This window comes from Paenibacillus cineris, from assembly GCF_018333335.1.
Lineage (GTDB): Bacteria > Bacillota > Bacilli > Paenibacillales > Paenibacillaceae > Paenibacillus_AQ > Paenibacillus_AQ favisporus.
This window is the reverse complement of record NZ_BORU01000002.1, coordinates 241,337-263,931: the sequence shown is the minus strand read 5'-3', so window position 1 is coordinate 263,931 and position 22,595 is coordinate 241,337. Positions and strand designations below refer to the sequence as shown.

Annotated in this window: 13 protein-coding genes; 5 read left to right on the top strand and 8 right to left on the bottom strand. The window is 56.2% G+C overall.

All coding sequences use genetic code 11. From position 1 onward, the window contains the following. Nucleotides 1–534: 534 nt before the first annotated feature. Genes KI379_RS22020 through KI379_RS22000 form a run of 5 tightly spaced genes read right to left on the bottom strand, consistent with a single transcriptional unit; the run spans nucleotide 535 to nucleotide 10,241 of the window. Complete coding sequence (locus tag KI379_RS22020) at nucleotides 535–1,197, bottom strand: beta-mannanase (protein ID WP_212984921.1); 663 nt, start codon at nucleotides 1,195–1,197, stop codon at nucleotides 535–537. Between the two features lie 19 nt (nucleotides 1,198–1,216). After that, nucleotides 1,217–2,497: a vWA domain-containing protein gene (locus KI379_RS22015; RefSeq protein WP_076173001.1), complete on the bottom strand. Its 1,281-nt coding sequence runs from the start codon at nucleotides 2,495–2,497 to the stop codon at nucleotides 1,217–1,219. Nucleotides 2,498–2,534: 37 nt separating this feature from the next. After that, nucleotides 2,535–5,021, bottom strand: coding sequence for a transcription initiation factor TFIID (locus tag KI379_RS22010; RefSeq protein WP_212984920.1), 2,487 nt, complete (start codon nucleotides 5,019–5,021; stop codon nucleotides 2,535–2,537). Nucleotides 5,022–5,024: 3 nt separating this feature from the next. Next, nucleotides 5,025–8,414, bottom strand: a complete 3,390-nt coding sequence (locus tag KI379_RS22005) for a tubulin-like doman-containing protein (RefSeq protein WP_212984919.1) — start codon at nucleotides 8,412–8,414, stop codon at nucleotides 5,025–5,027. A 42-nt stretch (nucleotides 8,415–8,456) separates the two neighbouring features. Further along, entirely contained in the window at nucleotides 8,457–10,241 is a 1,785-nt protein-coding gene (locus KI379_RS22000) for a vWA domain-containing protein (RefSeq protein ID WP_212984918.1), read from the bottom strand. Between the two features lie 342 nt (nucleotides 10,242–10,583). On the opposite strand from KI379_RS22000, the gene KI379_RS21995 reads away from it, so the two are divergent. The 4 genes from KI379_RS21995 (at nucleotide 10,584) to uvrA (ending at nucleotide 16,230) form a co-directional block, all read left to right on the top strand. Continuing rightward, nucleotides 10,584–10,733, top strand: coding sequence for a hypothetical protein (locus KI379_RS21995; RefSeq protein ID WP_163880163.1), 150 nt, complete (start codon nucleotides 10,584–10,586; stop codon nucleotides 10,731–10,733). Further along, the gene (locus tag KI379_RS21990) at nucleotides 10,726–11,661 is read left to right on the top strand and encodes a hypothetical protein (protein WP_212984917.1); all 936 of its coding nucleotides are present in this window, start codon (nucleotides 10,726–10,728) and stop codon (nucleotides 11,659–11,661) included. The genes KI379_RS21995 and KI379_RS21990 overlap by 8 nt, the downstream gene beginning before the upstream one ends. Nucleotides 11,662–11,676: 15 nt before the next feature. Continuing rightward, nucleotides 11,677–13,467 carry a hypothetical protein gene (locus KI379_RS21985; RefSeq protein WP_212984916.1) on the top strand — a complete coding sequence of 597 codons (1,791 nt, stop codon included), beginning with the start codon at nucleotides 11,677–11,679 and terminating at the stop codon, nucleotides 13,465–13,467. Between the two features lie 219 nt (nucleotides 13,468–13,686). Next, on the top strand, nucleotides 13,687–16,230 hold the full coding sequence (uvrA, locus tag KI379_RS21980) for an excinuclease ABC subunit UvrA (RefSeq protein ID WP_212984915.1): 2,544 nt from the start codon (nucleotides 13,687–13,689) through the stop codon (nucleotides 16,228–16,230). Nucleotides 16,231–16,345: 115 nt separating this feature from the next. Here the strand turns inward: uvrA and KI379_RS21975 are convergent, their stop codons facing one another. After that, complete coding sequence (locus KI379_RS21975) at nucleotides 16,346–18,730, bottom strand: Ig-like domain-containing protein (RefSeq protein WP_244879401.1); 2,385 nt, start codon at nucleotides 18,728–18,730, stop codon at nucleotides 16,346–16,348. Between the two features lie 251 nt (nucleotides 18,731–18,981). Between KI379_RS21975 and KI379_RS21970 the strand changes: the two genes are divergently transcribed. Further along, a complete protein-coding gene (locus KI379_RS21970; protein WP_212984914.1) occupies nucleotides 18,982–20,037 on the top strand; it encodes a serine hydrolase domain-containing protein in 1,056 nt (351 codons plus the stop codon). A 153-nt stretch (nucleotides 20,038–20,190) separates the two neighbouring features. On the opposite strand, the gene KI379_RS21965 is transcribed toward KI379_RS21970, so the two are convergent. Next, nucleotides 20,191–20,916, bottom strand: coding sequence for a DsbA family oxidoreductase (locus KI379_RS21965; protein WP_089549267.1), 726 nt, complete (start codon nucleotides 20,914–20,916; stop codon nucleotides 20,191–20,193). A 189-nt stretch (nucleotides 20,917–21,105) separates the two neighbouring features. Next, nucleotides 21,106–22,515, bottom strand: coding sequence for an MATE family efflux transporter (locus KI379_RS21960; RefSeq protein WP_089549268.1), 1,410 nt, complete (start codon nucleotides 22,513–22,515; stop codon nucleotides 21,106–21,108). Nucleotides 22,516–22,595: the final 80 nt, after the last annotated feature.

The window sequence follows — 22,595 nt, the reverse complement described above, 5'->3', positions numbered from 1 at the left end:
CTCGAACCTTCAAACTCCATTCTGCAACTTTACAGGTCGATTCCGCAAGCTTTCGCACTTTTGGTCCTGTAATTCGCCCCTCAAAGCTAGTAATCCGCCCTTGAATCCAATTCCGTTCACTCTAACCCTTAATTTCACTAGTTTAATAGTTCATATGTTTAATCTCTATATTTTATCGCACATTCCTGCCCACAAGGTAGCACCGTACGGCATGCCCCGGATCCCTGAATCGGCTTGCACCTGCCATCTTCGAGCTATCCAGCTTCTGCCTTCTCCTCTGGGTCAGCCCACAATGCTCCCAGCCAAGCGAATATTGGCACCCTGAGTTCGCCAACAAACGCTCCCTGCCATGTCGATATGGAACATCCTGAGTCTACCCACAAATTGCCCCCTGCCAAGCGGAATATATGGACCGGAGAGTTTACGTGCTTCCTTTGAAATCGTGTTATTCCCTTCCTATCTCATCAAAATAACACGATTTCAACAGAAGCCGGAGGTGCTTATATGGAGCGACCCAACAGAAGCCGGAGGTGCTTATATGGAGTGTAACTCATACAGCTGCCCGTACTTCTTCCCGTCCGTAAAAAACAGGCGCACGTAGTCGTTTTTGCCCACCTCGATGGCGGGCAGCACGTTTTTCCCCGCCGCGAAATCCATGACGAACGGATACACCGTTCCGTCTTCCTTGTGGGCGGGGTAGCTTCCCTGCTTCTTGACATAGCAGAGCGCTTCCTTCGGGATCGGGACCTCGGTCGTCACCCGGATTTCCACGGTCTTGAACTTCTGCAGCCATCCGCCCTTCTCGCGGATGGAGACGGTCACGCGGGCTTTGCCTGTGCTGAAGACGGCACGATTGGCCCCGTCAGGCTGGCGGAACAGGACGGCATCGCCTTGTTCCGTTACCGAAGCATAGACGGTGTAGATGACGCGTCCGACGCCCTCGATCCGGTCGTGATAACCGTTGTTCGCTTTGTATTCGTTTCGGGTATACAGCCTCAGCTTGTCGGAAGGCGAATCGGACGGAGCCGAAGCTCCGCCCTCTCCCGCGTCCTCCGCAAGAATGTCAAAAGCTCTGCCGATGTACACGGCCTGAATCCCCTCCGGCCACTGCCAACGGAGGGTGCAGCGATCCTCGTCCAGCTGGTGGGACAAGCCGCGGATGACCGGGTCGCCCGGCTGTGCATCGATAAACCGCATAAGTCATGCGCCTCCCTGCTTAGAATCCTCTGCTCGTGTTGTCTTTCTGGCGCCGGTCGAAGCCGGACTGCGTCCGTCCGGCCTGGCCCGGACGCTGAAGACCGGCCGCCAGCTTGCCGTTCTCCTTCACCGGAATGACGCCGGTGAACAAGGCGAGCACGCCGGCCAGGATCAGGCACGACAGCAGGCGGACCATCTCGTCGCCAACGGTGTGGCCCGACAAGCCGAATTCGAGCACGGCTCCGGCAATCAGGCCGGACACCACGCCGCCAATACCAAAGCTGCGGGCCAAATACCGGTTGTCGAAGATCAGGCCGAGGGACAAGCCGATCGCCCCGCCGATGATGGCGATGAAAGCGATGTGCAGCATCCGGTAATAGATGCTGTCCTGCGTCGGGCCGGTCCGCTCGGTCAGAAGCGTCCGGTCGCCTACGTCTTCATAGATTTGCTGGAAGACCGGCGACAGGTCGCCTGCATTGGACACGTCGTAATACTGCCCGCCCGTCTCCCGGGCAATGTCCTGCAGCAGCTGCGCCCCATCCGCCTGAACCAGGCTGAGCCCGATCGTGTTGACGGCGATTTGGCGCTGCTTGTAAGCTGCGAGGGCGCTGTTCAGGTCGACATCGCTGATGCCGTCCGACAGCAGGATAACCATCGTGTTCCGGCTGGCGTCATTCGTTTCCTCGATATGCTTCATCGTATCCGCCAGCGCCAGGCTGATGTTCGTTCCCCCGTCGGTTGCCTCAAGCCCGTCAATTTCGGAGATGACCTTATGTTTGGCATCCTTATTTTTGACCTTCATGAACGGCTGCAGCAGGGTCGTCTGGTCGTTAAAGACCATCACCGCTACCCGGTTGTCACTGTCCATCCGGTTGATCAGGTTTTTGGCTGCCGTGTAGCGGTCGTTGTCCGGGTCAGTCTCCCCCATGCTTCCGGAGTTGTCGATGACCAAAGCAATGTCCTTGACCGGCTTCGCATGGCCGGGATTGATTTCATAGACGAACTCCAAAACCAAACCCAGCACGAAGACCAGCACCAGTGTAGCCGGCACGAGCAGTTTCCAGGAAGTCCCCATATACCGCTGTCTCCAGGACGGCCCATTCAGGCGGGGTGACATCATCTCCGCGATCAGGCACCCGGTGCCGATGCAGAGAGCCAGTATTCCCAAATATAATCCAATGGCCACGATTCGCGGAAGATCGCTGCCCCACACGTGCAGCACGACCTCTCCGATGACGTAGCCGGCCGCGCCGCCAATCAGGCTGAGGAGCAGCAGAAGCAGATTGATTTTACGCTGCATGATACCATGCTTCCTTTCTTAAGTGGCGCCCGGGCTCTTACCGCAGCTCCGGCAGCTGCCCGGGGTCCACACCGTGAAATTCGTAGCCGTTCTGGACGTACGTCTCATAATAGGCTTTGCCGTTGCGGTAATACATTAAGTCCTCCAGATGGAATCCGCCCATCAGGTTCAGCTTCTCGACGCCGCTGCTGCGCTTCTCGTGCACGACCCCGAGCTTGTAGATGCGCGAGGTCTCGTCTGCCCCTAGGGCATACCGGACGAATTCGCTGCTGGCATCGCCAAAGAAATACTTTTCCTCATAGCGGTGCTCCTGCGTGTAGTCGAACAGCCGCACGTTAATGACCGCATGCTCCTCAAGGGTTCGGTACAGCATCTTGAACAGGTCTTCCTTCGACAGCACCTGCTTGTTGCTGTAATCGATCGTTACATTGGCCCGGCGCAGCAATTCATCCTCAAAGGTCTGATCAAAAGGCTCCGCCGTCAGCAAATCACGCGCCACGACAGCAATGAGCCTCTCCAGCAGTCTGTCGGTCCCTGCAGCTGCCAATGCGGACAGGTTCCCGACATAACGGTCCTCGAAAAAGATAAACGGCCCCCTCTTCGCCTCCAGGTCGCGCATGATGTCTTCGGTCACGAGTCCGTAATACTCCATAATGTTCTGCCCGATATAATCGTCGGCAGCCCGAATGCTCTGCTGCGCGGAGGCATGCAACTCACCCTCCAGCTGTTCCAGCCGCTGCGCCTGCCGTTTGTAGTGGCCGTGCAGACGCTCCAGCTCCGCCTCATAGCGGCGGTACAGCTTCAGCTCGGTCTCCAGAAGCAGCAATTCCAGCTTGCGCTGATAGATGGTCTCCAGAAAATAGCGGATAAAGCTCCGCACATTATGCTTGTCCATCAGCAGCCGTTTTGGAAAAGGCAGGTTCCCCACCTGCTCGCCGTAATACCGGTCGAGCTCGGCCCGGTCAGCCTCCAGCTGGCCGGCCATATCGCGGATCCGGGCCCGCAGCGCCTCCAGCACACCGCCTGCCCCGTCTTTCTCGCCGGTCCATGCCGCAATGTGGAACACGCTGATCTCCGGATGCTCCGCCATCTGCTGCCGGATGACGGAATCCAGCTCTTCCGCCCCGTCCAGGCGGCCCAGCGCTTCGCTTGCCTCCTGCTCATAGTTGGCTTGAAAATACCGCCGGCATCCGTCACCGAACAGCGCCTCCTCCGCTTCCCGTACGGACATGCCTTTCAGCGAAGCGAAGCCGACCGGCCGGGTCATCATGCCGTTCATTTCCTCGATCCGGCTGCCGTCCGGCACCACATGGTCCGCTCGCGACGAAACCGCCGCCGGATCCAGCCCGAAGAACGCCAGGCGTTCCTTGATGCCGAGCTCCCTTCCGGTCTTCATCCGCAGCAGCAGCTGGCTGTAGAAATGGTACAGCACCGTCAGGGCAATCGGCTGGTTCGGCCGCTTGACCCGGGAGAAACCGGCGGAGACATAGCCCTGCCGGCCGGACTCCGTCATGATGTTATTTTTGAAGGAGGTATTGTTATAGCTTCCTGCCTGACCGTCGACCTGATGCTCCTTCTGCTTGCGGTTCTTCAGCAGGCCGAGGTGGCAGATGATCTCATAGTTGTCCTGCATGCCGCCAGGATCGGCGATGCCGCGCTCGTTTTTGTCCGACAGCACGTACACCAGATCGAAGAGCGGCGAAGCCGGATGCGTCACCGGGATGGACAGTCCATCCTCCGTGACGTGCAGCGGCGCAGAGAACGTGTACTCGGGGCGCTGCATCATGTCGAGCTCCCGCAGAAAAGCCATCCCTGCCGAGCTGGCATATCCGAACGACTCCAGCTGCTCCCGTTCGCTGATCAGCGCGTACAGGTCCATCTGAACCGACTTGAAGGACTGGCTGAAGATCGACTGGGCCAGCAGCGAAATTTCCGGTATGAACACATTAAGCGGGTCGTCGACCCGCGTAATGACAGAGAGATGGATCCGGTCGAATGAGGAATACATCCGGCCGTAGCCCGCAATATGAGACTCTAGCCGGCGGATCGCCTTATTCAGCTCGAACAACTGCTTTTCGTTCCAGTAGAACGCCCGGTACAGCTCTTTGCGTATCGTTTTGGGATCACCCGGCACAGCGGAGTCGTCCAACAGAAAGCGGCTCAGCAAGGAACCGCCGTCTTCGGAGCGCACTTCGCCGAACCCGTACCCTTTGGCTTCAAACCGTCCATTCGCATGACTTTCCTGGGAGGCCGTGGACGCCAAAGTGCCGTGGGTCTCGTCTGAAGCGGCGGCCCCCCGGTCGCTGCCGGATGCCGTGCCGACATGGAAATACGTCACTCCGGCGCTGTTATCCCACTTTTGCCGGTGGATCTTCATGATCGGTCCGATGGCGTCCGCCGTCTTGTCGCCGATAAACAGAAGCACCGCCGGGTAATGGATGCTGCTCTGGTCGTCTCCCTTACCCGTCAGGCTCTCCTGGGCCGCGGCATAGCTGGATGCAAACCGCTCTAAAATGCCGTTCATCGCTTACTTCAGCCTTCTGCGGATATCGTTCAGCTTGGAAGAAATCTGTCTGTAGAACTGATAGCGGTCTTCCCCGTCCGCCAGCTCCACCTTCTCGTATTCGAGACGGTCGCGGGCTTCCAGGAAGGTCGCCGACAGCTCCTCCAGCTTGGTGAGCAGCGGGGTGATATCCTCCGAAGCGGTCAGCTCGGCATCCCGGCGGGACGATTTGCGCAGCAGGGTGCTGCGGCTCTTCTCATCCAGTCCGCGGAAATGCTTAAACACTTCGTATTCGACGTAATTAACGCTTTTCAGCAGATTGGCAAACGGCTGCCATGCTTCTTCTTCCGGGTCGCGGTCGTAGACGTACAAGGCGCCCTTCTTGCAGATCGTGCCGGTGTACATCGCTTCGATAAACTGGTCCAGCCATTTCTCCTCATCCTGATGCTGACTGATGATGTCTTCCAGCTCGGCAGCCTTGGCGGCAATGGCTGTATATTTGGCCAATTCGGCCCGTACCCGGGCGATGAGCTCCGGCGAACGGATCAGGTTCTCCTTGGCCAGATCCTCATTGATCGAGCCGAAGATATCCTTCGATCCTTCCCGCTCCAATCCCTCGCTCAAGTAACGCTTCAGCTCGGTCAGTGCCCGCTTCACTTCGCCAAGATTCGGCTTGGCGGCATTCAGCTGCATGTCGTACGCGCGCAGCGCAGACTCCACGTCAAACGGCTTCGTAAACACCACCTCGTAGCGGTTGCTGGTGTTCTGGTCGGCATCCTTCAGCTGAACCACCTTCAGCTGCAGCGCCTGGTCGAATTCGGTGCGGACACGGGCGTTATAGCTCTGCACCCGCGGGTTTACGTAGGTCTCGCCCCACGATTTTTCCGGAATCGGCGAAGGCAGGTACGTCCAGTTCACACGATCGGTCTGCACCAGATGGCGGCCGATGCCTTCTTTGTCCAGAATCGTGCGTTCGTAGCTTTCTTCGTACACCTTAAGCGGCGTATACACAAACAGCGGCACGCCATTTTTCGTATTCAGCCAGAAGATCCGGTTCTTCACTTCGCTCTCTTTGACGGTAAAATGCGATTTGCCCACCGAATTGTTCTGATAATTGCGGATCCCCTTCAGGATGCTCGGCGCCTGCACCGGCACGGAGACAAAGCCCCAGGACGGGAAGTACAGATTGCCTGCGCTGTTGCTCAAGTGGAAGACCGGCACGGCCTCTTCGTCCAGCTTGCTGGCGATGTTCCGCTCCACAAACTTCTCGATCGACTCCTCCTGGCCGAACTTCATGATCAGGAAGTCTTCCATCGAGCGGGTAATGAGGTCGCCGAACTTGTCGGTCAGAAACTCCGAAATGGAGCTGACCACGTCGATCTCCTGCTCGCGAATCCAGCGATTGGAATGATCCAGGAGCTCCTGCGCAAAGTCGCGGATCAGATCGTCAACATCCTTCTGCTCCATCATGCGGTTAATGACCTTCGAGATGTCGGGCACGCTGACCAGATTCCAGTAGTAGGTTTTGTTGCCCTTGTGATCCTGCTGCTCCTCCCCGTTCAGGAGAATGTCTCCGTTTTTGGCGAAAATGGAGTTCAGCGCGTTCAAAATTTCGGTATATACGTTATAAATGCGGTTGTTTTCCTTGTTCAGCAGATCATACAGATCCTCGTAGAACTCGATCATCTGCTCGGTACGCTCTACATCCGCCATCAGCCAGTATTCGTTGATCTTGGCCTCGATGTAGACGTTTTTCTTCTTTTCTTTGGATACAAAGGCGCTCTTTGCATCGCCCAGACGCTCATCCGCCTGCTCCCGGGCCACCTCGATGTCCCGCGGAATGCGGGTCAGGTTCTCGCGCAGCGTCTCAATATAGGAGAGCAGCATTTTGAGCAGGCTGAACCCCTTCTCTGTGTAGATCAGGCGGGATACGTAGAACGGCCCTTGCTGCGGGTGCAGGAACATGCGGCGGATCTGGTCGCTGAACTGCGCCACGATTTCGCCTGGCAGCTGCTTCTTCGCCTTGATATATTCCTCACGGGCCCGCGCCAGGAAATTTTGCTCCAGCTCGGTGTCCATGTTGATGACCTGATTTTTAACAACGTTTGTGTAGCTCAAGCGCTCGCTGTTCTGGTAGCCGGGCAGCGGCTCCGGCACGCGCGATTCAAACGTCTTCACCATCGTGTCGAGATCGACGCCGAGCTTGCGGGCGAACTTCTCCACGTCTTCCTGATTCGGCGCTTTTTCGAACATCGTCTCCATTTTGCCGAACAGGCGGTACGCCAGGAACGTCGTCATTTCCTCAATCGGAAGCACGGCCGACGAGGCGCCGATGATGTTGTAATCGTAGTTGGCCGGATACGCCTTGTTCATTTGGGCGATATTCGTGCGGATGTTGCTGATATAGTCGTGAATGGCGAATTCTTCGCCCGATTGCTTTTCCTCGCTCGCCATGAAGTTCGTAATGTTCTCGGCGGTGACGTTCATGCAGTAATCATAGGCATTTTCCAGCAGCTTGCCTTCCGTGTTGGTCGCCGAAATCAGATGGCACAGGTTAAACGGCGGCAGCGGCGAGTTGACCGTCAGAATGTTGCCGTACTGCTGTTTGAACCGCTCCCCGCGCGCATCAACGTTCATCCAGTAGTCGAGCTCTTTGAGGGCTGCATAGCCGTTCTTCTTGATGTACTCACGCGTATGTTCGCTAAGGCTCTTGTTCGCCAGGTTGATATCCGGCGTGAACAGATAACCGAGCGTGTTGACCCGGTCGATCCCGGCGGAGCCATGGTCGCGCTCGATAATGCCGCGGACGATATAGGCGATGTCCAGGAAGCAGCCGCTTCCGGTACCGCCGGAGAGGCCGGTCAGCAGGAACACCATCAGCTTCTTGTTGGTGCCTACGGACAGCGTCTTGATCTTCTTGTCGATGGCCTGCACGACCTGGTTGATCTTCGTGAAGAGCAGCAAGCGTCCCGCCTGGCGGACGCCCGCCGCGCCGTTCATGCCGTCGGTGATGCTGAGCTCGGGCGACAGCCAGTCCGTAATGTACGGCTCCAAAATGCTGCGGTTCTGCAGCAGTCCGCCGATCTCGGCGTTCGACAGCAGCACGAATTCGTTGATCGGATCCAGGCCCACGCCTTTGTAGCGCTTGTTCCGGTCCTGCTCGTTCGTTTCAAAAGCCAGGAACTCGACGTTGTCCGGCTTGTCCATTTTCTTCTTGGAGAGCGGATCCTCCGGCAGCTTAAAGCGCCGGTTGATCTGGTATTTCAGACGCAGCAGCGCATCGATGCCGGTGCCTCCGAGGCCAATGATCAGAATCGGGTTGTCAATCGTGTCCACCCGGATTTTTTCGCTGACGATACCGCCTCCCAGCGACACGTCCAGCTGCTGTATATGTTCTCTAACGACCGGTTTCATAGATTCCCCTCCTGGAAAAGGTGCACGGATATGAATAACCCGTTACACCAAATATTCAAATTGTATCGTTTTGTCAATCTGCTGCAGTGACACGCTCAGGCGGTCACCGCTCTTCAGCTCCACGCCGGCAGAAGCATCCAGCACGCGGCCGGACCGCTCAATCGTGCAAGGTGAGGCATTTTTCAGCACCAGGCGGTCGTTCTTGCCCGGCGTAAACATGATTTTGTCGGTTTCCTTCAATTCCGGCGCCAGCTGCAGCAGCTGGTGCAGGTTGAACTTGCCCCGGAATGAGGTCAGCTTCTTATATTGCGGGTACGTCTTCTCCCCGGTATTCTCGTCGCGGATCTCGATGACCATCTGCCCGACAAAGCCCCGATTCGCCTTCTTCACGGCATTTAAAATGAAATACGCCGCGGCCGCGATGATCAGAAGGGCAATAACCCCGATCACGACGAGCATCGTAGGGAACGGTTTATCCTTGGACGCTCCTGAAGCTGCCGTCCCGGCCCCCGTGCCCGCAGCCGCCGGCTTGGCGCTGACGGTAACCGGCTGGGTTTCGCGGTAGAAGCTTTGGTCTTCCGCACGCACCTTCAGTTCGTACTGGTGCTTGTCGATAATTTTATAAGAACCCTCGAAATGGTCTCCTTGGTTCGTCAGCTTAACTTCCTCGGTCTTGCCCGTATCGAGGTCCTTCACCAGAAGCTTGGCGGCCATGCTGCCATACAGCGCCTGATCCTGAAGCTTCTGGCCGCTGCTGACCAGATACGACTTGATCTCTATCGTGTCACCCGGCTTCACCGATTTGGACGGCAGCGGATCCATCGTCAGGTCCAAATCATAGTTAAAGACGAGATTGATGTCGATTTTGTCCTTCGGAACGCCCTTCACCTGAAGCTTCCAGTCGCCCTGCTTAGGCTTCAGAAGCTTGATCAGGGAGTACGTCTTCGACTTGGAGCTCAGCACGTTCGCCGAAGGAATGGTCTGAGCCGTCCCGGCAGGATCGGTTAATTTCACGTCAACCGGGCTTCCGGACATCATCGAAATGTTCGCTTCCAGCACGTTCGCATTCGGAACGCTGATGGTCACTTCCTGATAGCTGCCGTTCGCGGTGATCGACTGCACCGGAACGATCTTCAGCTTCTGGTGGCTGGCGAAAATTTCGCTCAAAATTTGCGGCAAATCATCCGCCGAGCTGGTGGAGAACGATTTGGCCCCGGTCTGGCTGGCCAGATCCGCCAGGGCAGCCTTGTTCAGCTTGCCGTCGGCATTCAGCCCGATCGTATAGATCGGGATGCCTGCCTGCTTCGCCTCCTGTACGGCGGCGCTCAGCTGCTGGTCGGCCTGCTGCTCCGTCTTGCCCGATTTCGGATCAAGCTCATTGTTGCCGTCCGCCAGGACGACGATCATCGGCTCGTGGCTCTTGTCCCTGCCCTGTTTCAGCACCTTCACCGCTTCATCCACGCCGACCGAAATGTCGGTATAGGCGCCGCGGTCAAGCTGGTCGATGAACTGCTTCAGATCTTCCTTGTCCGCCGCAGACTGGATTTCAAGCAGCGCCTTCTCCCGCTGGATCTTGTCCGTATAGGAGACGATTCCGACCTTGTCCCCCTGGGCGGACAGCATGTCGATGAACATCTTCATCGCCTCGCCGCTGATCCGGTTGGGATCGCTAGCCTTCATCGAATTACTGGCATCCATCACCAGTACAGCGTCAATCTGAGATGACGGCTGCCCGGCAGCCGATACCGCCGGCAGGAAGCCGCACCATGACACAAGCAGCAGCACCCCGGCCAGCAGGCACAGCGTCCATTTATTTTTTAAATGCATAGCGTTTCTCCTTCACAACATTAGTCTTCGGTTTCCAATATTCGAGGCCAGTATTCCGCAAAATTCGACCTTTCCAAGCCGTAAGAGTGCCATTATTAACTCTAGGCAAAAAGTCTTAAATATTCCTTAAGAAACGATAAAAAAACATGAAGCGACGTTTCTAGTTTCATTCCATATTCAGTAGAAACTTCCATGCCGAGCGCTAAAATATCCCAATCTATAACATTATGATATAATTATACCTGCCAAAGTTCAATGTTTACAGGAGCTCCGCGGATTGTAGGCATTAGGACCTAACTAACAACTTGCATAATTATCCATCCGATAGAAAGGAATATTGATATGATTGCTTACGGATGTCTCGCCGTTTTGTTTCTTTTTGTTTTGATCAAATCCGTCAATTATTTCAGACGTCAGAAGACCGCGCCGCTTCCGGAAGAGCTGGACGAAACGCTGCTCACCATTGCCAACCCGGGAGACCGCCATGGTTAAGAAGAAGCCGGTACGTCTGCGCCCTTATTATAGAACGAGATATGCCTATCAAAAGTTAAGAGTTTGCAAACATTGCCATCATTTTACCGTCCTGTGGGAAGACACTTGCGCCAACTGCGGCCGTCACGCGCTGATCCCAGTCATGGACCAGGCGGCGATTAACGCCAAGCGGTCGATGCAGACGGAAAGGCTTGCCGCCCTTCTGCTGACGCTGGTGGCCCTGCTGCTAAGCCAGACATTCCTGCAGATTGCCGTCTGCCTGGGCGGGGGCCTCCTGCTGACGGTGCTGCTGTGGCTGCTCCAGCGGCGCATGCTGCCGTCCGAGACGCGCCGCCAGCTGGACAAGCTGCTCCACGGCAGCCAGCGCCTGATCCTGGAAGGCATCTATTTGAATCTGTCGACCGCCTCGGCCGCCATTAAGGATGACGAGCAGATCGGGTACGAGATTCTGCGGGAGATTGCCACCATCGTGCATAACGACCGGATCCGGCTGCAGCAAATCGTGCTGCTCCAGTCGTTCGTGCTGCGCAAAGACATGGATCTCGAGCTGGAGCCGCTGTTGATCGAGGACTTCGATTCCGATCTGGCCGCTTATATCGGCGAAATCGCCAAGGTTAAACGCGAGCTGATCAAGGCCAGCGCCATTCGTTATCTGCTCATTCATGAGCGTTACATCCTGCAAATGAAGCAGGGTGCCAGCATTATGACGGCTGCGGCCGGTGCCGCGGTACGGATGAAGAAGTACGTGGATATGTATCCTGATTTCATCCGGCGCTACGCTCGCGGCCTGCCGCGTGAGCGGTTTTTGCGGCTGTACCAGATCGTGCGGCGCAATCCGGACCAGTCCTGGGACGGCTTACGCGACGAGGTATCCGCCATTTATAATGAAAAGTACCGCTGGGACCCGGATTTTCAAAAATGGGAATAAAGAGGCCATAAAGATATGACGATGAAAAACGCGCTAACCCTGCGTAATTTGTATATTTTGCTCTGCGCCGCAGCTTTGGTCCTGATCGGAGTCAAGGGTTATGACATGAACCGGAAGATCGATTGGGTCGCCACAGCGGGCCAATACTACGACCGTAAAGATCTGATCAATGCAGAGGAATGGTACCAAAAAGCCGCTGCAAACCGGTCCATACGCTATAAGGAAGATCTGATCGCCTCCCGGCTGAAAAAGCTTGAGCCGATCACCTCCATGAGGCAGTCGCTGTCCCGTTTGGATCAACGCGCGGAAACTGCTGCCAGAAACCGGGATTTTGACGGGCTTATGAATGTATACGCCGACTTGGTTGCCGCCAAGAAGGAGTATATGGCTGCGAGCCAGCCGCTTGCCGCCTACTATCCGAAGATCTCCGCGATGTACGGCATTTCGGAGGATCTGACCAAGGATTTCAAGCAGTTCCAATCCCTCTTTTACCAACAGGCGAAGGATCAGCTGGCCCAGGGGAACGTTAACGACAACGCCTTTAAATGGAATCTGCTGGCCATTCCGGCGGAATTTTACGGCGGTGCGGAAGCCAAAAGCAAGCAGTTAAGCGGAAAATTTCAATCGTATGACGAGGCTCTGATGGCCCGCATGGCGGGTGCCGGGCAGTATCAGAACATGCTGGACTGGTCGCTGTCCATGATGGCCGAATACAAGAGCCGCAGCTTTAAGGCGAATTGGGTAAAGGAAAAGGCCGACTCCCTCACCCGCACCCTGCTCACAAAGGACGTGCAGGGAGAGCAGGCGGCAAACTTTGCCGCCCACGCCAAGATGTACACCGCCTACATGGCCGGCGCCGGCATGAAGCAGTCCGCCGTCCAGGATTACATCACCCGGCAAATCGGCACCTGGCTGAAGGGCGCAGACCGCAAAGTGAAGAACCATAAGTATGAAGAGGCGATCGCGATTTACCAGGCCTTATCCGGCTACGAGGATACGGAAGACAAGATCAAGGCGGCCCAGCTGGCCTGGACGGTTCACGATCCGGTCCGCCTGCTGCAGAGCGCCGATCCCTCCCCCTCCTACGACTTCGTCAGCGGAGGAGCGGATCGCTTCGGCGGCAAAGCCTATGCCATCGGGGCGGACGGCAGCAACACCGTCTATTTCACCCAGATGAACAGCGATGAGACGGTGCAGGGTTACAGCAGCCACGATTTCCCGCAAGGAGCTGCCATCCGGAAAGTCTCCATCGAACCGTCGCTCAGCACGGGCAGCACGCCGGTCATTCTCGTCGAAGCGGACTCAACGACCCGGAAGGCGCTGTATGCCGCTTATGAAGTCCGAGAGAACGGCATGGTCCAGCTGTTCCAATTCAGCGCGGACGGCTATAGCGTTCAATCGGACAAGTCGCTCCTGGTGACGAATCCGGAGATTGGCGGAGACAGCATGACCGGCGGGATGGACGCTGCCGGAGGCACGGCACCGGAGGCGATATATGAGCGGCGCGGCGACGCCTATGAGTTTACGGGCTTCCAGCAGGACTTTACGGATATCGTAGCGACCGATCTGCCGTCGCATCCGGGAGAGAAGGTTCGCTTTACCATCTATATCGTCCAAGGCGGCCAGGGCGAAGCGCTCGCGGAAATGGAAGGGTCGTATATCAAACTGAGGGGCAATTTCCAATTCACCGAGGGCAGCGTGACCGTCATCGGAACCTATAACGAGTCCGAGGAAATGTACCCGGACGGCGATCAAACCGTCGAGCCTGTGAACGTACCGGTCGTAGACGTGGAACGGCTGGAGTAGATTCTACGGCCAAAGACCAATTTCAAAAAGAATATCGTGCATGAATCGTTCCAGCATAGTTATTAGGAACGTCCGTGAACATTAAAAAGGCTTCCGCTTCGGCGTGAGGCCTTTTTTACTATGCCATCCCTTCAATTACGTCATCTTTTGTCGTATATATGAATTATTCTAAAACCATCCAAGGTACCTTATCACAAAATGAAAGAGAGGGATGGATTCGTGGATGAATATATCGAAATCGAAGGGGCCCGAGAGCATAATCTGAAGAATATTTCGCTCCGCATTCCCAAACGCAGGCTGGTCGTACTGACGGGCTTGTCCGGGTCGGGCAAATCGTCGCTCGCGATGGATACGCTGCAAAAGGAATGCCAACGGCAGTACATGGAGTCCATGGGTATGGTGACGGATTTCATCAGCAAACCACGGGTGGATTCCATCCGCGGCCTGTCCCCTTCCATCAGCGTCAGCCAGCATGTGACCAACAGAAACCCCCGGTCCACCGTCGGGACCGTTACGGAGATCTATACGTACCTGCGCGTGCTGTACGCCAAGCTTGGCGTGCGGGTATGTCCAGCTTGCGGTCAAAGCATTCACCCCGTCTTCGAAGACAGTCCAGCGGTGTCCGAAGAAGTTCTTGAACCATCGGAAGATGCGATTGAAGAGCCTAAGCATATGCCCTGCCCGCACTGCCATGCCTCGATTCCAAAGCTGACGATGGCCCACTTCTCCTTCAACAAGCCTGAAGGAGCCTGCGCGACCTGCACGGGGATCGGTATCGTAACCGATATAGCCGTGGACCGGCTTTTGCAGGAAGACCGCAGTATCTTGGAAGGAGGCGTAACGCTCTGGGACGGCTGGGTTCGCGAATACTATGCCGACGTTCTGTTAGCGGCATCTAAACATTACGGCTTCCCGTACGAGCCGCACCTGCCCATCCGCGATTATGGCGCGATCGCACGCGACATGCTGCTCTACGGCGCAGCCAGTGAGCAGTTCCAGCGCCACTTCCCCGGCGTTAAGCCCCCCAAAACTGTGGGGAAGGGCAATTTTGAAGGCTTGATCACCCATTTGCTGCGCAAGTACAGGGAACATGACGGAGACCCGGAAGAATCGGGCTCTAAAAAATGGGATCCGTATTTTATGAAGCAGATCTGCCCCGATTGCCAGGGATCGAGATTGGGGAGAGAGGGCCGGCTTGTTACCATTAGGGGTACGACTATCATCGAGGCGGCTTCTTATACCCTTCTCCCGCTCTATGCTTGGCTCAAGCAGTTGAAACAGGAGCTTCCAGGCGAAAGCCTGGCTATATGGGAGCCTATTTTCAACGGGTTGGCGGACCGTATCCAGCGGCTGATCGATGTCGGGCTCGAATATTTGTCTCTGGACCGGAAGGCGAGCACGTTGTCCGGCGGGGAAGCCCAGCGGCTCAGGCTCGCTTCGCTGCTCGGATCGGGCCTCACTGGCGTATTGTACGTACTGGACGAGCCAACGGCCGGTCTCCATCCGCGGGATACCCACAAGCTGATCCGGGTGCTGAAGCGGCTCCGCGATTTGGGAAATACCGTGCTGGTCATCGAACATGACACCGAGGTAATGAAGGCTGCGGACCATCTGATCGAGATTGGCCCCGGCTCCGGAAAAGAAGGCGGGACCGTCGTCGGCACCGGAACGCTCGAACAGTTGAAAGCAATCCCCGGATCCGCTACCGGGCGGTATTTGCGGGAGGTGGACATCGCCCACCCTCCGGTTACGCGGAGAGCGGGCAGCGGCAGCAAGCTTACGATCGAGCAGGCTTCCGCCCATAACCTGAAGCAGCTGACCGTCAGCTTTCCGCTCGGATGCCTGATTACAGTGACGGGGGTTTCAGGTTCGGGCAAATCCACCCTTCTGTTCGATATCCTCGAGCCTGCGGCAAAATCCCATCTTCGTTTGTCCGGCGATATGCCAGGCCAATATGAACGCATCACCGGCCTGGAGCTTATCGACAAGGTCATCGCCGTCGACCAAGCCCCGGTCGGGAAAATTTCGCGATCCAATATCGCGACCTACACCGACCTGTTTACCCCGATCCGCAGCTTATTCGCGGAGCTGCCCGAGGCCCGGAAACAACGGCTGTGTCCCAAGCACTTCTCCTTTAACACGCCGGGCGGCCGGTGCGAGAAATGCCGCGGCATGGGCACCCTGCAGCTGGATATGCACTTTCTGCCGGATGTGGAGGTGCGCTGCCCCGTTTGCCTGGGAAAACGGTTCAAAGAGAATGTGCTTGCTGTTCAGTACAAGGGCTTTAGCATTTCGGACATTCTGAACCTGACCGTCCTGGAGAATGCCGCCCTCTTTGAGGAGCCTGTAATAACCGACATGCTGAACCTGCTGGGTGAAGTGGGGCTCGGCTACCTGCAGCTGGGGCAGCCCACGACGACGCTGTCGGGCGGAGAAGCCCAGCGGATCAAGCTGGCGAAGGAGCTTGGCAAAAAAGCCAGAGGGCATACCTTGTACTTGCTGGATGAGCCCACGACCGGGCTTCATCCCAGTGATGTCCGGCATCTGTGCCGTCTGTTGAACCGGCTCGTGGACGCCGGCAACACGGTCATGGTGATCGAGCACCATCTCGATCTGATCGCCGCATCCGACTGGATCGCCGATTTCGGACCCGAAGGCGGGGATGCCGGAGGGCAGTTGGTCGCGCAGGGTACGCCGGAAGATGTGGCGGCCGTTCAGGCCTCATATACAGGCCGCTATCTGGCCGAGCATCTGTCACGCTGATCGTGCTTCCCACTCGCCATTGCTCCTGCAGCTTGCGCAAGCAAAAAAGAATCACCCACAGTCACATGGACTATGGGTGATTCTTCATATTCGGATCGCTTTGATCCGATTATGTCTATTGCACCGTCACGACCACCTTGGTCGATTTGCCGCCGAAGCTGACCGTGATCGTCGCTTTGCCTTTGCCGTTAGCCGTGATCTGGCCGTCCTTCACCGTGGCCGTCAAAATTTTGGAAGACTTCCAAAGGGCCGGCTTGGAGACGTCCACATCGGTTCCGTCCATGTACGTCGCCGTGGCCGCCAGCGTCAGCTTGTCGCCGACGTTCAGCGTCACGCTCACCTTGTCAGTCTGCAAATATTTCAGCGTATCCACTTCGACCGGAATCCGGACCGTCTTGTTGCCGTACTTGGCCGTCACGGTCGTTTTGCCGTAAGCAGCAGCGGTAATGACACCGTCGTTAACCGACGCTACTTTATAGTTTCCGGTTTTCCATTCCGCCTTGGATGTCACATCCTTGGTGCTGCCGTCGCTGAACGTCACTTCCAGCTTGACGGTGGCCGTTTTATCCTTGGCTTTGCCTACCGTCTTCAGCGATACTGCGGTCTCGCTCGCCTCAATGGCGGAGATGACGTCGACTTCCACCGGGATCGTTACTTTCTGTCCGCCGTACTCAGCGGTAATGTTGGCTTTCCCGCTCTTCAGACCGGATACCAGGCCATTATTGTCTACCCCGGCAACCGTGGAGCTGCTCGACTTCCAGGACGCTTCCTTGGTCACGTCCACCACCGTACCCGTCGCATCCTTCGCGGTCAAGGTCAACTGCTTCTTGTCACCGGCGGACATAATCACGATCGTATCCGACGCTTTCAGGTCGCTGACCAATCCGACTTCCACAGTCATCGTGTACGATTTGCCTTCGTATTTGGCCGTAATCGTCGCGGTGCCTGTCGCCACGCCCGTGATGAGTCCATTTTCATCGATGTCGGCAATTTCCTTTTTGTTTGTGCTCCATTCCACCTTGTCCTTGGACGAGATCGTCTCGGCCGGACGGTCCGCACCGTAATCCAGCACGATGCTCGCCTGGTAGGTGGCGTCCACCTTCAGGGACAGCTTCTTCACCGGCAGCGAGATGCTGAGCGGCATGTCGACTGCTACCGATGTCGTTACCGTCACTCCGCCATAGGTGGCGCTGACTTTGGATTCCCCTTTTTTAAAAGCCGTCAAATTCCCGCCGCTGACAAAAACGACGTCCTCATTGCTGGATTTCCACACGGCTTTGCTCTGAACCTTCTCGGTTTCCCCATTCGCATAGGTAGCGATCAGGTCCAGCTGCTTCGTCTTCTCACCTGTCAGGCTCAGTGCAACCTTCTCGACCAGATCGAGGTGGCGCGGCACGTCAACGTCGACATTAATGGCCACGCTCTTGTCCCCGTATTTGGCGGTAATGATCACTGCACCCGGCGCGATGGCCGTGATAACGCCTTTGTTTACATAAGCGACCTTCTCGTCGCTGGAAGACCATACAGCGTCTCCTGTAATATCCACCGGATCCTTGTCCGGATACACCGCTTCAACCTTGATCGGCTGTGTGGTGGAGTCCCCTGCATGAAGGAAAATATCCTGCTTGTCCGCTTTCAGGCGGATCGTCTTGTCGACATCGACCTGAATCGTTGCCGTTTTCGTACCGTACTTCGCCGTAATCGTCGCGGTTCCCGGACCGTAAGGAGTAATCTGCCCCTTGATGACGTCCGCCACGCCTTCGTTGCTCGACGTCCATTCAGCGTCGGCCGCAACATTATCCTTGGTTGTGCCGTCCGGATAAGTCGCTTTCAGCGTCACTTGCACCGGTGTCTTCTCGCTCAGCAGCATGGACACCTGCGCAGGGTCCGCATCGAGCCGCTTCACCACTTCTACGCTCACCGGAATCGTTACGGTCTGCTTGCCGTACACCGCCGTCAGCGTAGCCGTACCCGGACCCACCGGCGTCACCGTTCCGTTCACGACCGTCGCCACGCTGGCGTTATCCGTCGACCAGTCCGCTTTGCCGGAAACTTCCTCCGTATTGTTGTCTGTATAGGTTGCGGTCAGCTTGATCTGGGGCTTGTCCCCCAGCTTCAAATCCAGGCTCTGCACATCTTTCGTAAGCGCCTTGACCTTCTTCGTTACAGTCACCGACACCGATTCGGATACGTCCCCGAATACGGCTGTTACCGTTGTCGTACCTTCGCTCTTAGCGGTTACGGTACCGTTATATATGGTGGCAACTACGTTGTTCGAGCTGCTCCAGCTCGCCTTTACCGTCAAATCTGCCGTTGAATTATCCGAATATACACCCGTCGCGGTTACTTTCGCCGTATCGCCGATTTCAAGGGTAAGCTCATTTTTGGACAAAACCAGCTTGGTCAAATCCGCCGTGGCGGCCCAGGTCGTTCCGGCATAGGCCATGCACAGCACCATAACCAGGGACATGACCAGTACCCTTTTTAATCTGATTCGCAATGTAAATTCCCTCCAATTCCCTTATTTTGAGTAGAAACAAAAAAAGACCCTACCTCCCATATCGGTCAGTCCAGCCAAAAATGTTAGTTTTTTGGAGATTTTCTGCATTTTTTCGATAAAAACCGCCGTTTGATTCTAGAATTTGCGCGTCACGCACGCTAAAAAGGGGTAATCCTCTAATTGGTAAACCTTCTAGCGAAACCTGTAAGGGGGTCATGGCGTCTAATTAAGATAGGAGGTGCCATAAGCGCATGATCATTCCTGACCATGAAATCATTGAAGAAGCCAACTACCTGGTGCAGGAGCATTACGGGGAAAGAAACCCGCTGAGCGTCACCATCGGCATTTTGGAGAACGGGGACCATTTTTACACCGGCTGGGGACAACCTCCGGGCTTCGATTACGCATCAGCCATCTATGAAATCGCATCCGTAACGAAAGTTTTCACGACCTCACTTCTGTGTATCCTGCAGCGTCAGGGCAAACTGCAGCTCAAGGATACCGTAGGCCAATACATACCTGAAATCGCCTCTAACGCCAAAGTCGGCGCCATCACGCTGGAACAGCTCGCCACGCATACCTCCGGACTTCCACGGCTGCCGGCCGGTCTCAAGCAGACCGTCACCGACAAAATGAACCCGTACCAAAACTACACCGAGCAGCATCTGCTGCAGGACCTGCTGAAAACCAGACCTTCGTCGAGCGGAAGCTTCGAGTATTCCAATTTGGGCGTAGGCCTGCTTGGGCTTATCTTGAGCCGCTGCACCGGCCGGAGTCTGGAACAGCTTATGCGGGAAGAGATCTGCGGACCGTTATTTATGGAGGACACGCTCTTTGAACTGAACGATGAGCAGCAGTCCCGTCTCCTCCCGGTGTATACGGCCAACGGCAAGCCGGTTCCCCATTGGGATCTGGGCGTTCTCGCCGGCGCGGGAGGCTTGCGTTCCACGGCGCATGATCTGCTCCAATTTGCCAAAGCGAACGTCGGCATGGGCTCCGCCCCAATCACGGCCGCGCTTCGCGACGGGCAGAAACCCCGCCACCGGGTACGACGCGGCGAGGACGTCAGCCTCGGATGGATGGTCAAAACCGGCATCTACCACGACCGGATTCACTGGCATAACGGCGGTACGTACGGCTCAAGCAGCTTCCTGGGCTTTCACATGGAAAAAAACACGGCGGTCGTCGTGCTGTCCAACAACGGCAGCTTTGCGATGAAAATGCTGTCCATGATGAGGCCGCAGAAACGGCATGTGGACGAGATCGGCTTCCAGCTGTTCAAGCAGCTGACCAAAACGGTCTATTAACCGGTCTAACCGTATCCTCATGTAAAAAATCCTTAATAAAATATACAGCCAAAAAGGCTGCCTCCCGGATTGCTCGCAAGCCCGGTTGTAAGCAGCCTTTCTTCAGCTAGCAGCCTTTATTCAATTTCGGGCGACTTGCGGCAAACGCAGTGTTTACGCCTTTTTATCCGTCGGCACCTGGCAGGAGCCGTCCGTGCAAGAGAGGTCATCCCCGTCAGCACTGTTCCCCAGCAGCGTCAGCGGATGCTCTTCTTTCCAGATATTGTCCAGCGCTTCGGCAAACACCTGTGTCGGCTGGGCGCCGGAAATGCCGTATTTCTGGTTGATGACGAAGAATGGCACGCCGTTGATGCCGAGTCGTCCCGCATCTCCCTCGTCCTTGCGGACATCGTTCGTGTAAGCATCGCTCTCCAGCATGGAGGCTGCCGCAGAGGCGTCCAGCCCGATTTCGCCGGCCAAGCGCGCCAATACTGCACGGTCTCCCAAATGTTCCGAATCGGTGAAGTACGCCTTGAACAGCCGTTCCGTCATCTCATACTTCTTGCCGAACTCTCCGGCCCACTGCGTCAGACGATGCGCGTCAAACGTATTGGTCGGGACCAGCGTATCGAAATTGTACGTGAGCCCCACCGTCTTGGCCTGCTCAGTCATATTGTCGTTGGCCGCCTTGGCCTGCTCCCAGCTCATGCCGTACTTGGAGGCCAGGATGCTGTGAATGTCTTTATCGTTGTCTTTCGGTGCGCCCGGGTCCAGCTCGAAGCTGCGGAACACAACCTCGACTTCATCCTTGTGTGCGAACGGCTCGAGGGCAGCCTCAAAACGGCGCTTGCCGATATAGCAGAACGGACAGGCAAAGTCCGACCATACTTCGATTTTCATATGCAAACCTCTCCTTTTCGGGTGATGTTCTTTGGTTGGTAAACTGATACTTTTTCCATCACAGTAAGAGTCAAAAGAAAAGCAGTCACTCAGCTGTAACTGCATCAGGTACATTATATCGTGATTACCGGGAGCGCGCAACCTGCCTGCGCCGATCTCCCGTTATATCCAGTTTCCTTAACCTCCCGGTTAACCGGTTGTCGGCACTGTTGCCGGCACGGCCTCCGGTCCGTCCTGCGGTTCGATCAGCGCATGCTTCTCCCACGCCCGGCTCCGCCAGCGGAAATACATGATGACGGCACGGGCCCATTCGTCCGCGGCAATGGCGAGCCACACGCCGGCAAGACCCATGTGAAGCTTGAATATGAGGAAGTATCCCAGCGGCAGAGACATGCATACCATAGACAATAGCCCCATGTAGACCGGGAACTTGGCGTCCCCCGAAGCGCGCAGCGAGTTGATGATGACGATGTTGACGGTGCGGCCGGTCTCCAGCACGATGCTGAGCAGGATGACCTGCGCCCCCATTTTGATGATGAGTGCATCGTCCGTAAATAAGCCCATCAGCGGAACGCGGAACAGAATAATGATCAAGTCGATGACGATTGTCGCGGCCAGCGCCCACTTCACGCTCTGGAACACCCGGGTGTAGGCGTCCTGGTTGCGTCTTTCACCGACGTAATGGCCGACCATAATGGCCGTGCCCATGCCGATCGCCATGCTGAACAAATAGATGTACATCGAGATGTTCACGGCATACTGCCGGGTGGCCATCGCTTCTGCCCCGAGGTAGGTGACGTACAGCGTGAAGGTCAGCTGGCACATTTGGTATACGATGCTTTCCAGAGCCGACGGAATGCCGACATTCAAAATTTTAAGCACAAATTTCTTCGACAGACGGATGTAATAACGCCATTCCACGTGCACTTCCATGACCCGGTACAGCAGCCAGAAGAAGATCAGCAGGCAGACCAGGCGGCTGAATACCGTCGAGATGGCCGCCCCCTGTACGCCCAGCGCCGGAAGGCCGAAATGCCCGAAGATCAGCGCGTAGTTCCCTGCCACGTGAATGATGTTCATCAGAAGCGACACGACCATCGTTTCTTTGGTGAACCCGTGGGTCCGGATCGTTGCGGCAAGGGCGTTAATGAGTGCCTGCAGGAAAATGCCGCCTCCAACGATCTGGATATAGGACTGGGCATACCCGTAAATTTCCCCGGTGACGTTAAGCAGGCGCAGCATCATTCCGCCGAAGGCGAGAAAAATAACGCTTAGGAGCACCCCTACGGCCAGGTTCAGCGTGATTGCATTTCCGGTCACCTGCGCCGCGTCGCTGAGCTTTTTGGAGCCCAGGTACTGGGCCACCACGATCGCCGCCCCGCTGCCGATCACCTCCAGCACGAGGATGGCGATGGATATAATTTGGTTGGCGGCGCCGACGCCGGAGACGGCATTGTCGGAAACCGAACTGAGCATCAATGTATCGACACTGCCCATCAGCATGAACAGGAACAATTCGAGAAATATAGGCCAGGTGAGGCGGACAAGACTGAGCCGTTTTTCTGACCGTGCAGAAGGCTCTTGAACAGTTGCGGTCATGAGTCAGAATTCACCTTTCTTTCAAACGTATTCTTTGAAACAAAGGTATGTTAGCACAGTTTTCATGAAAATACATGACA

Bases quoted from the DNA above. Each gene is read 5' to 3' on its own strand.
- KI379_RS22010 (WP_212984920.1), bottom strand. From the start codon at position 5,021: ATGAACGGCATTTTAGAGCGGTTTGCATCCAGCTATGCCGCGGCCCAG.
- KI379_RS21965 (WP_089549267.1), bottom strand. From the start codon at position 20,916: ATGAAAATCGAAGTATGGTCGGACTTTGCCTGTCCGTTCTGCTATATC.
- KI379_RS21985 (WP_212984916.1), top strand. From the start codon at position 11,677: ATGACGATGAAAAACGCGCTAACCCTGCGTAATTTGTATATTTTGCTC.
- KI379_RS21990 (WP_212984917.1), top strand. From the start codon at position 10,726: ATGGTTAAGAAGAAGCCGGTACGTCTGCGCCCTTATTATAGAACGAGA.
- KI379_RS22015 (WP_076173001.1), bottom strand. From the start codon at position 2,497: ATGCAGCGTAAAATCAATCTGCTTCTGCTGCTCCTCAGCCTGATTGGC.
- KI379_RS22020 (WP_212984921.1), bottom strand. From the start codon at position 1,197: ATGCGGTTTATCGATGCACAGCCGGGCGACCCGGTCATCCGCGGCTTG.
- KI379_RS22005 (WP_212984919.1), bottom strand. From the start codon at position 8,414: ATGAAACCGGTCGTTAGAGAACATATACAGCAGCTGGACGTGTCGCTG.
- KI379_RS21960 (WP_089549268.1), bottom strand. From the start codon at position 22,515: ATGACCGCAACTGTTCAAGAGCCTTCTGCACGGTCAGAAAAACGGCTC.
- KI379_RS22000 (WP_212984918.1), bottom strand. From the start codon at position 10,241: ATGCATTTAAAAAATAAATGGACGCTGTGCCTGCTGGCCGGGGTGCTG.
- KI379_RS21995 (WP_163880163.1), top strand. From the start codon at position 10,584: ATGATTGCTTACGGATGTCTCGCCGTTTTGTTTCTTTTTGTTTTGATC.
- KI379_RS21970 (WP_212984914.1), top strand. From the start codon at position 18,982: ATGATCATTCCTGACCATGAAATCATTGAAGAAGCCAACTACCTGGTG.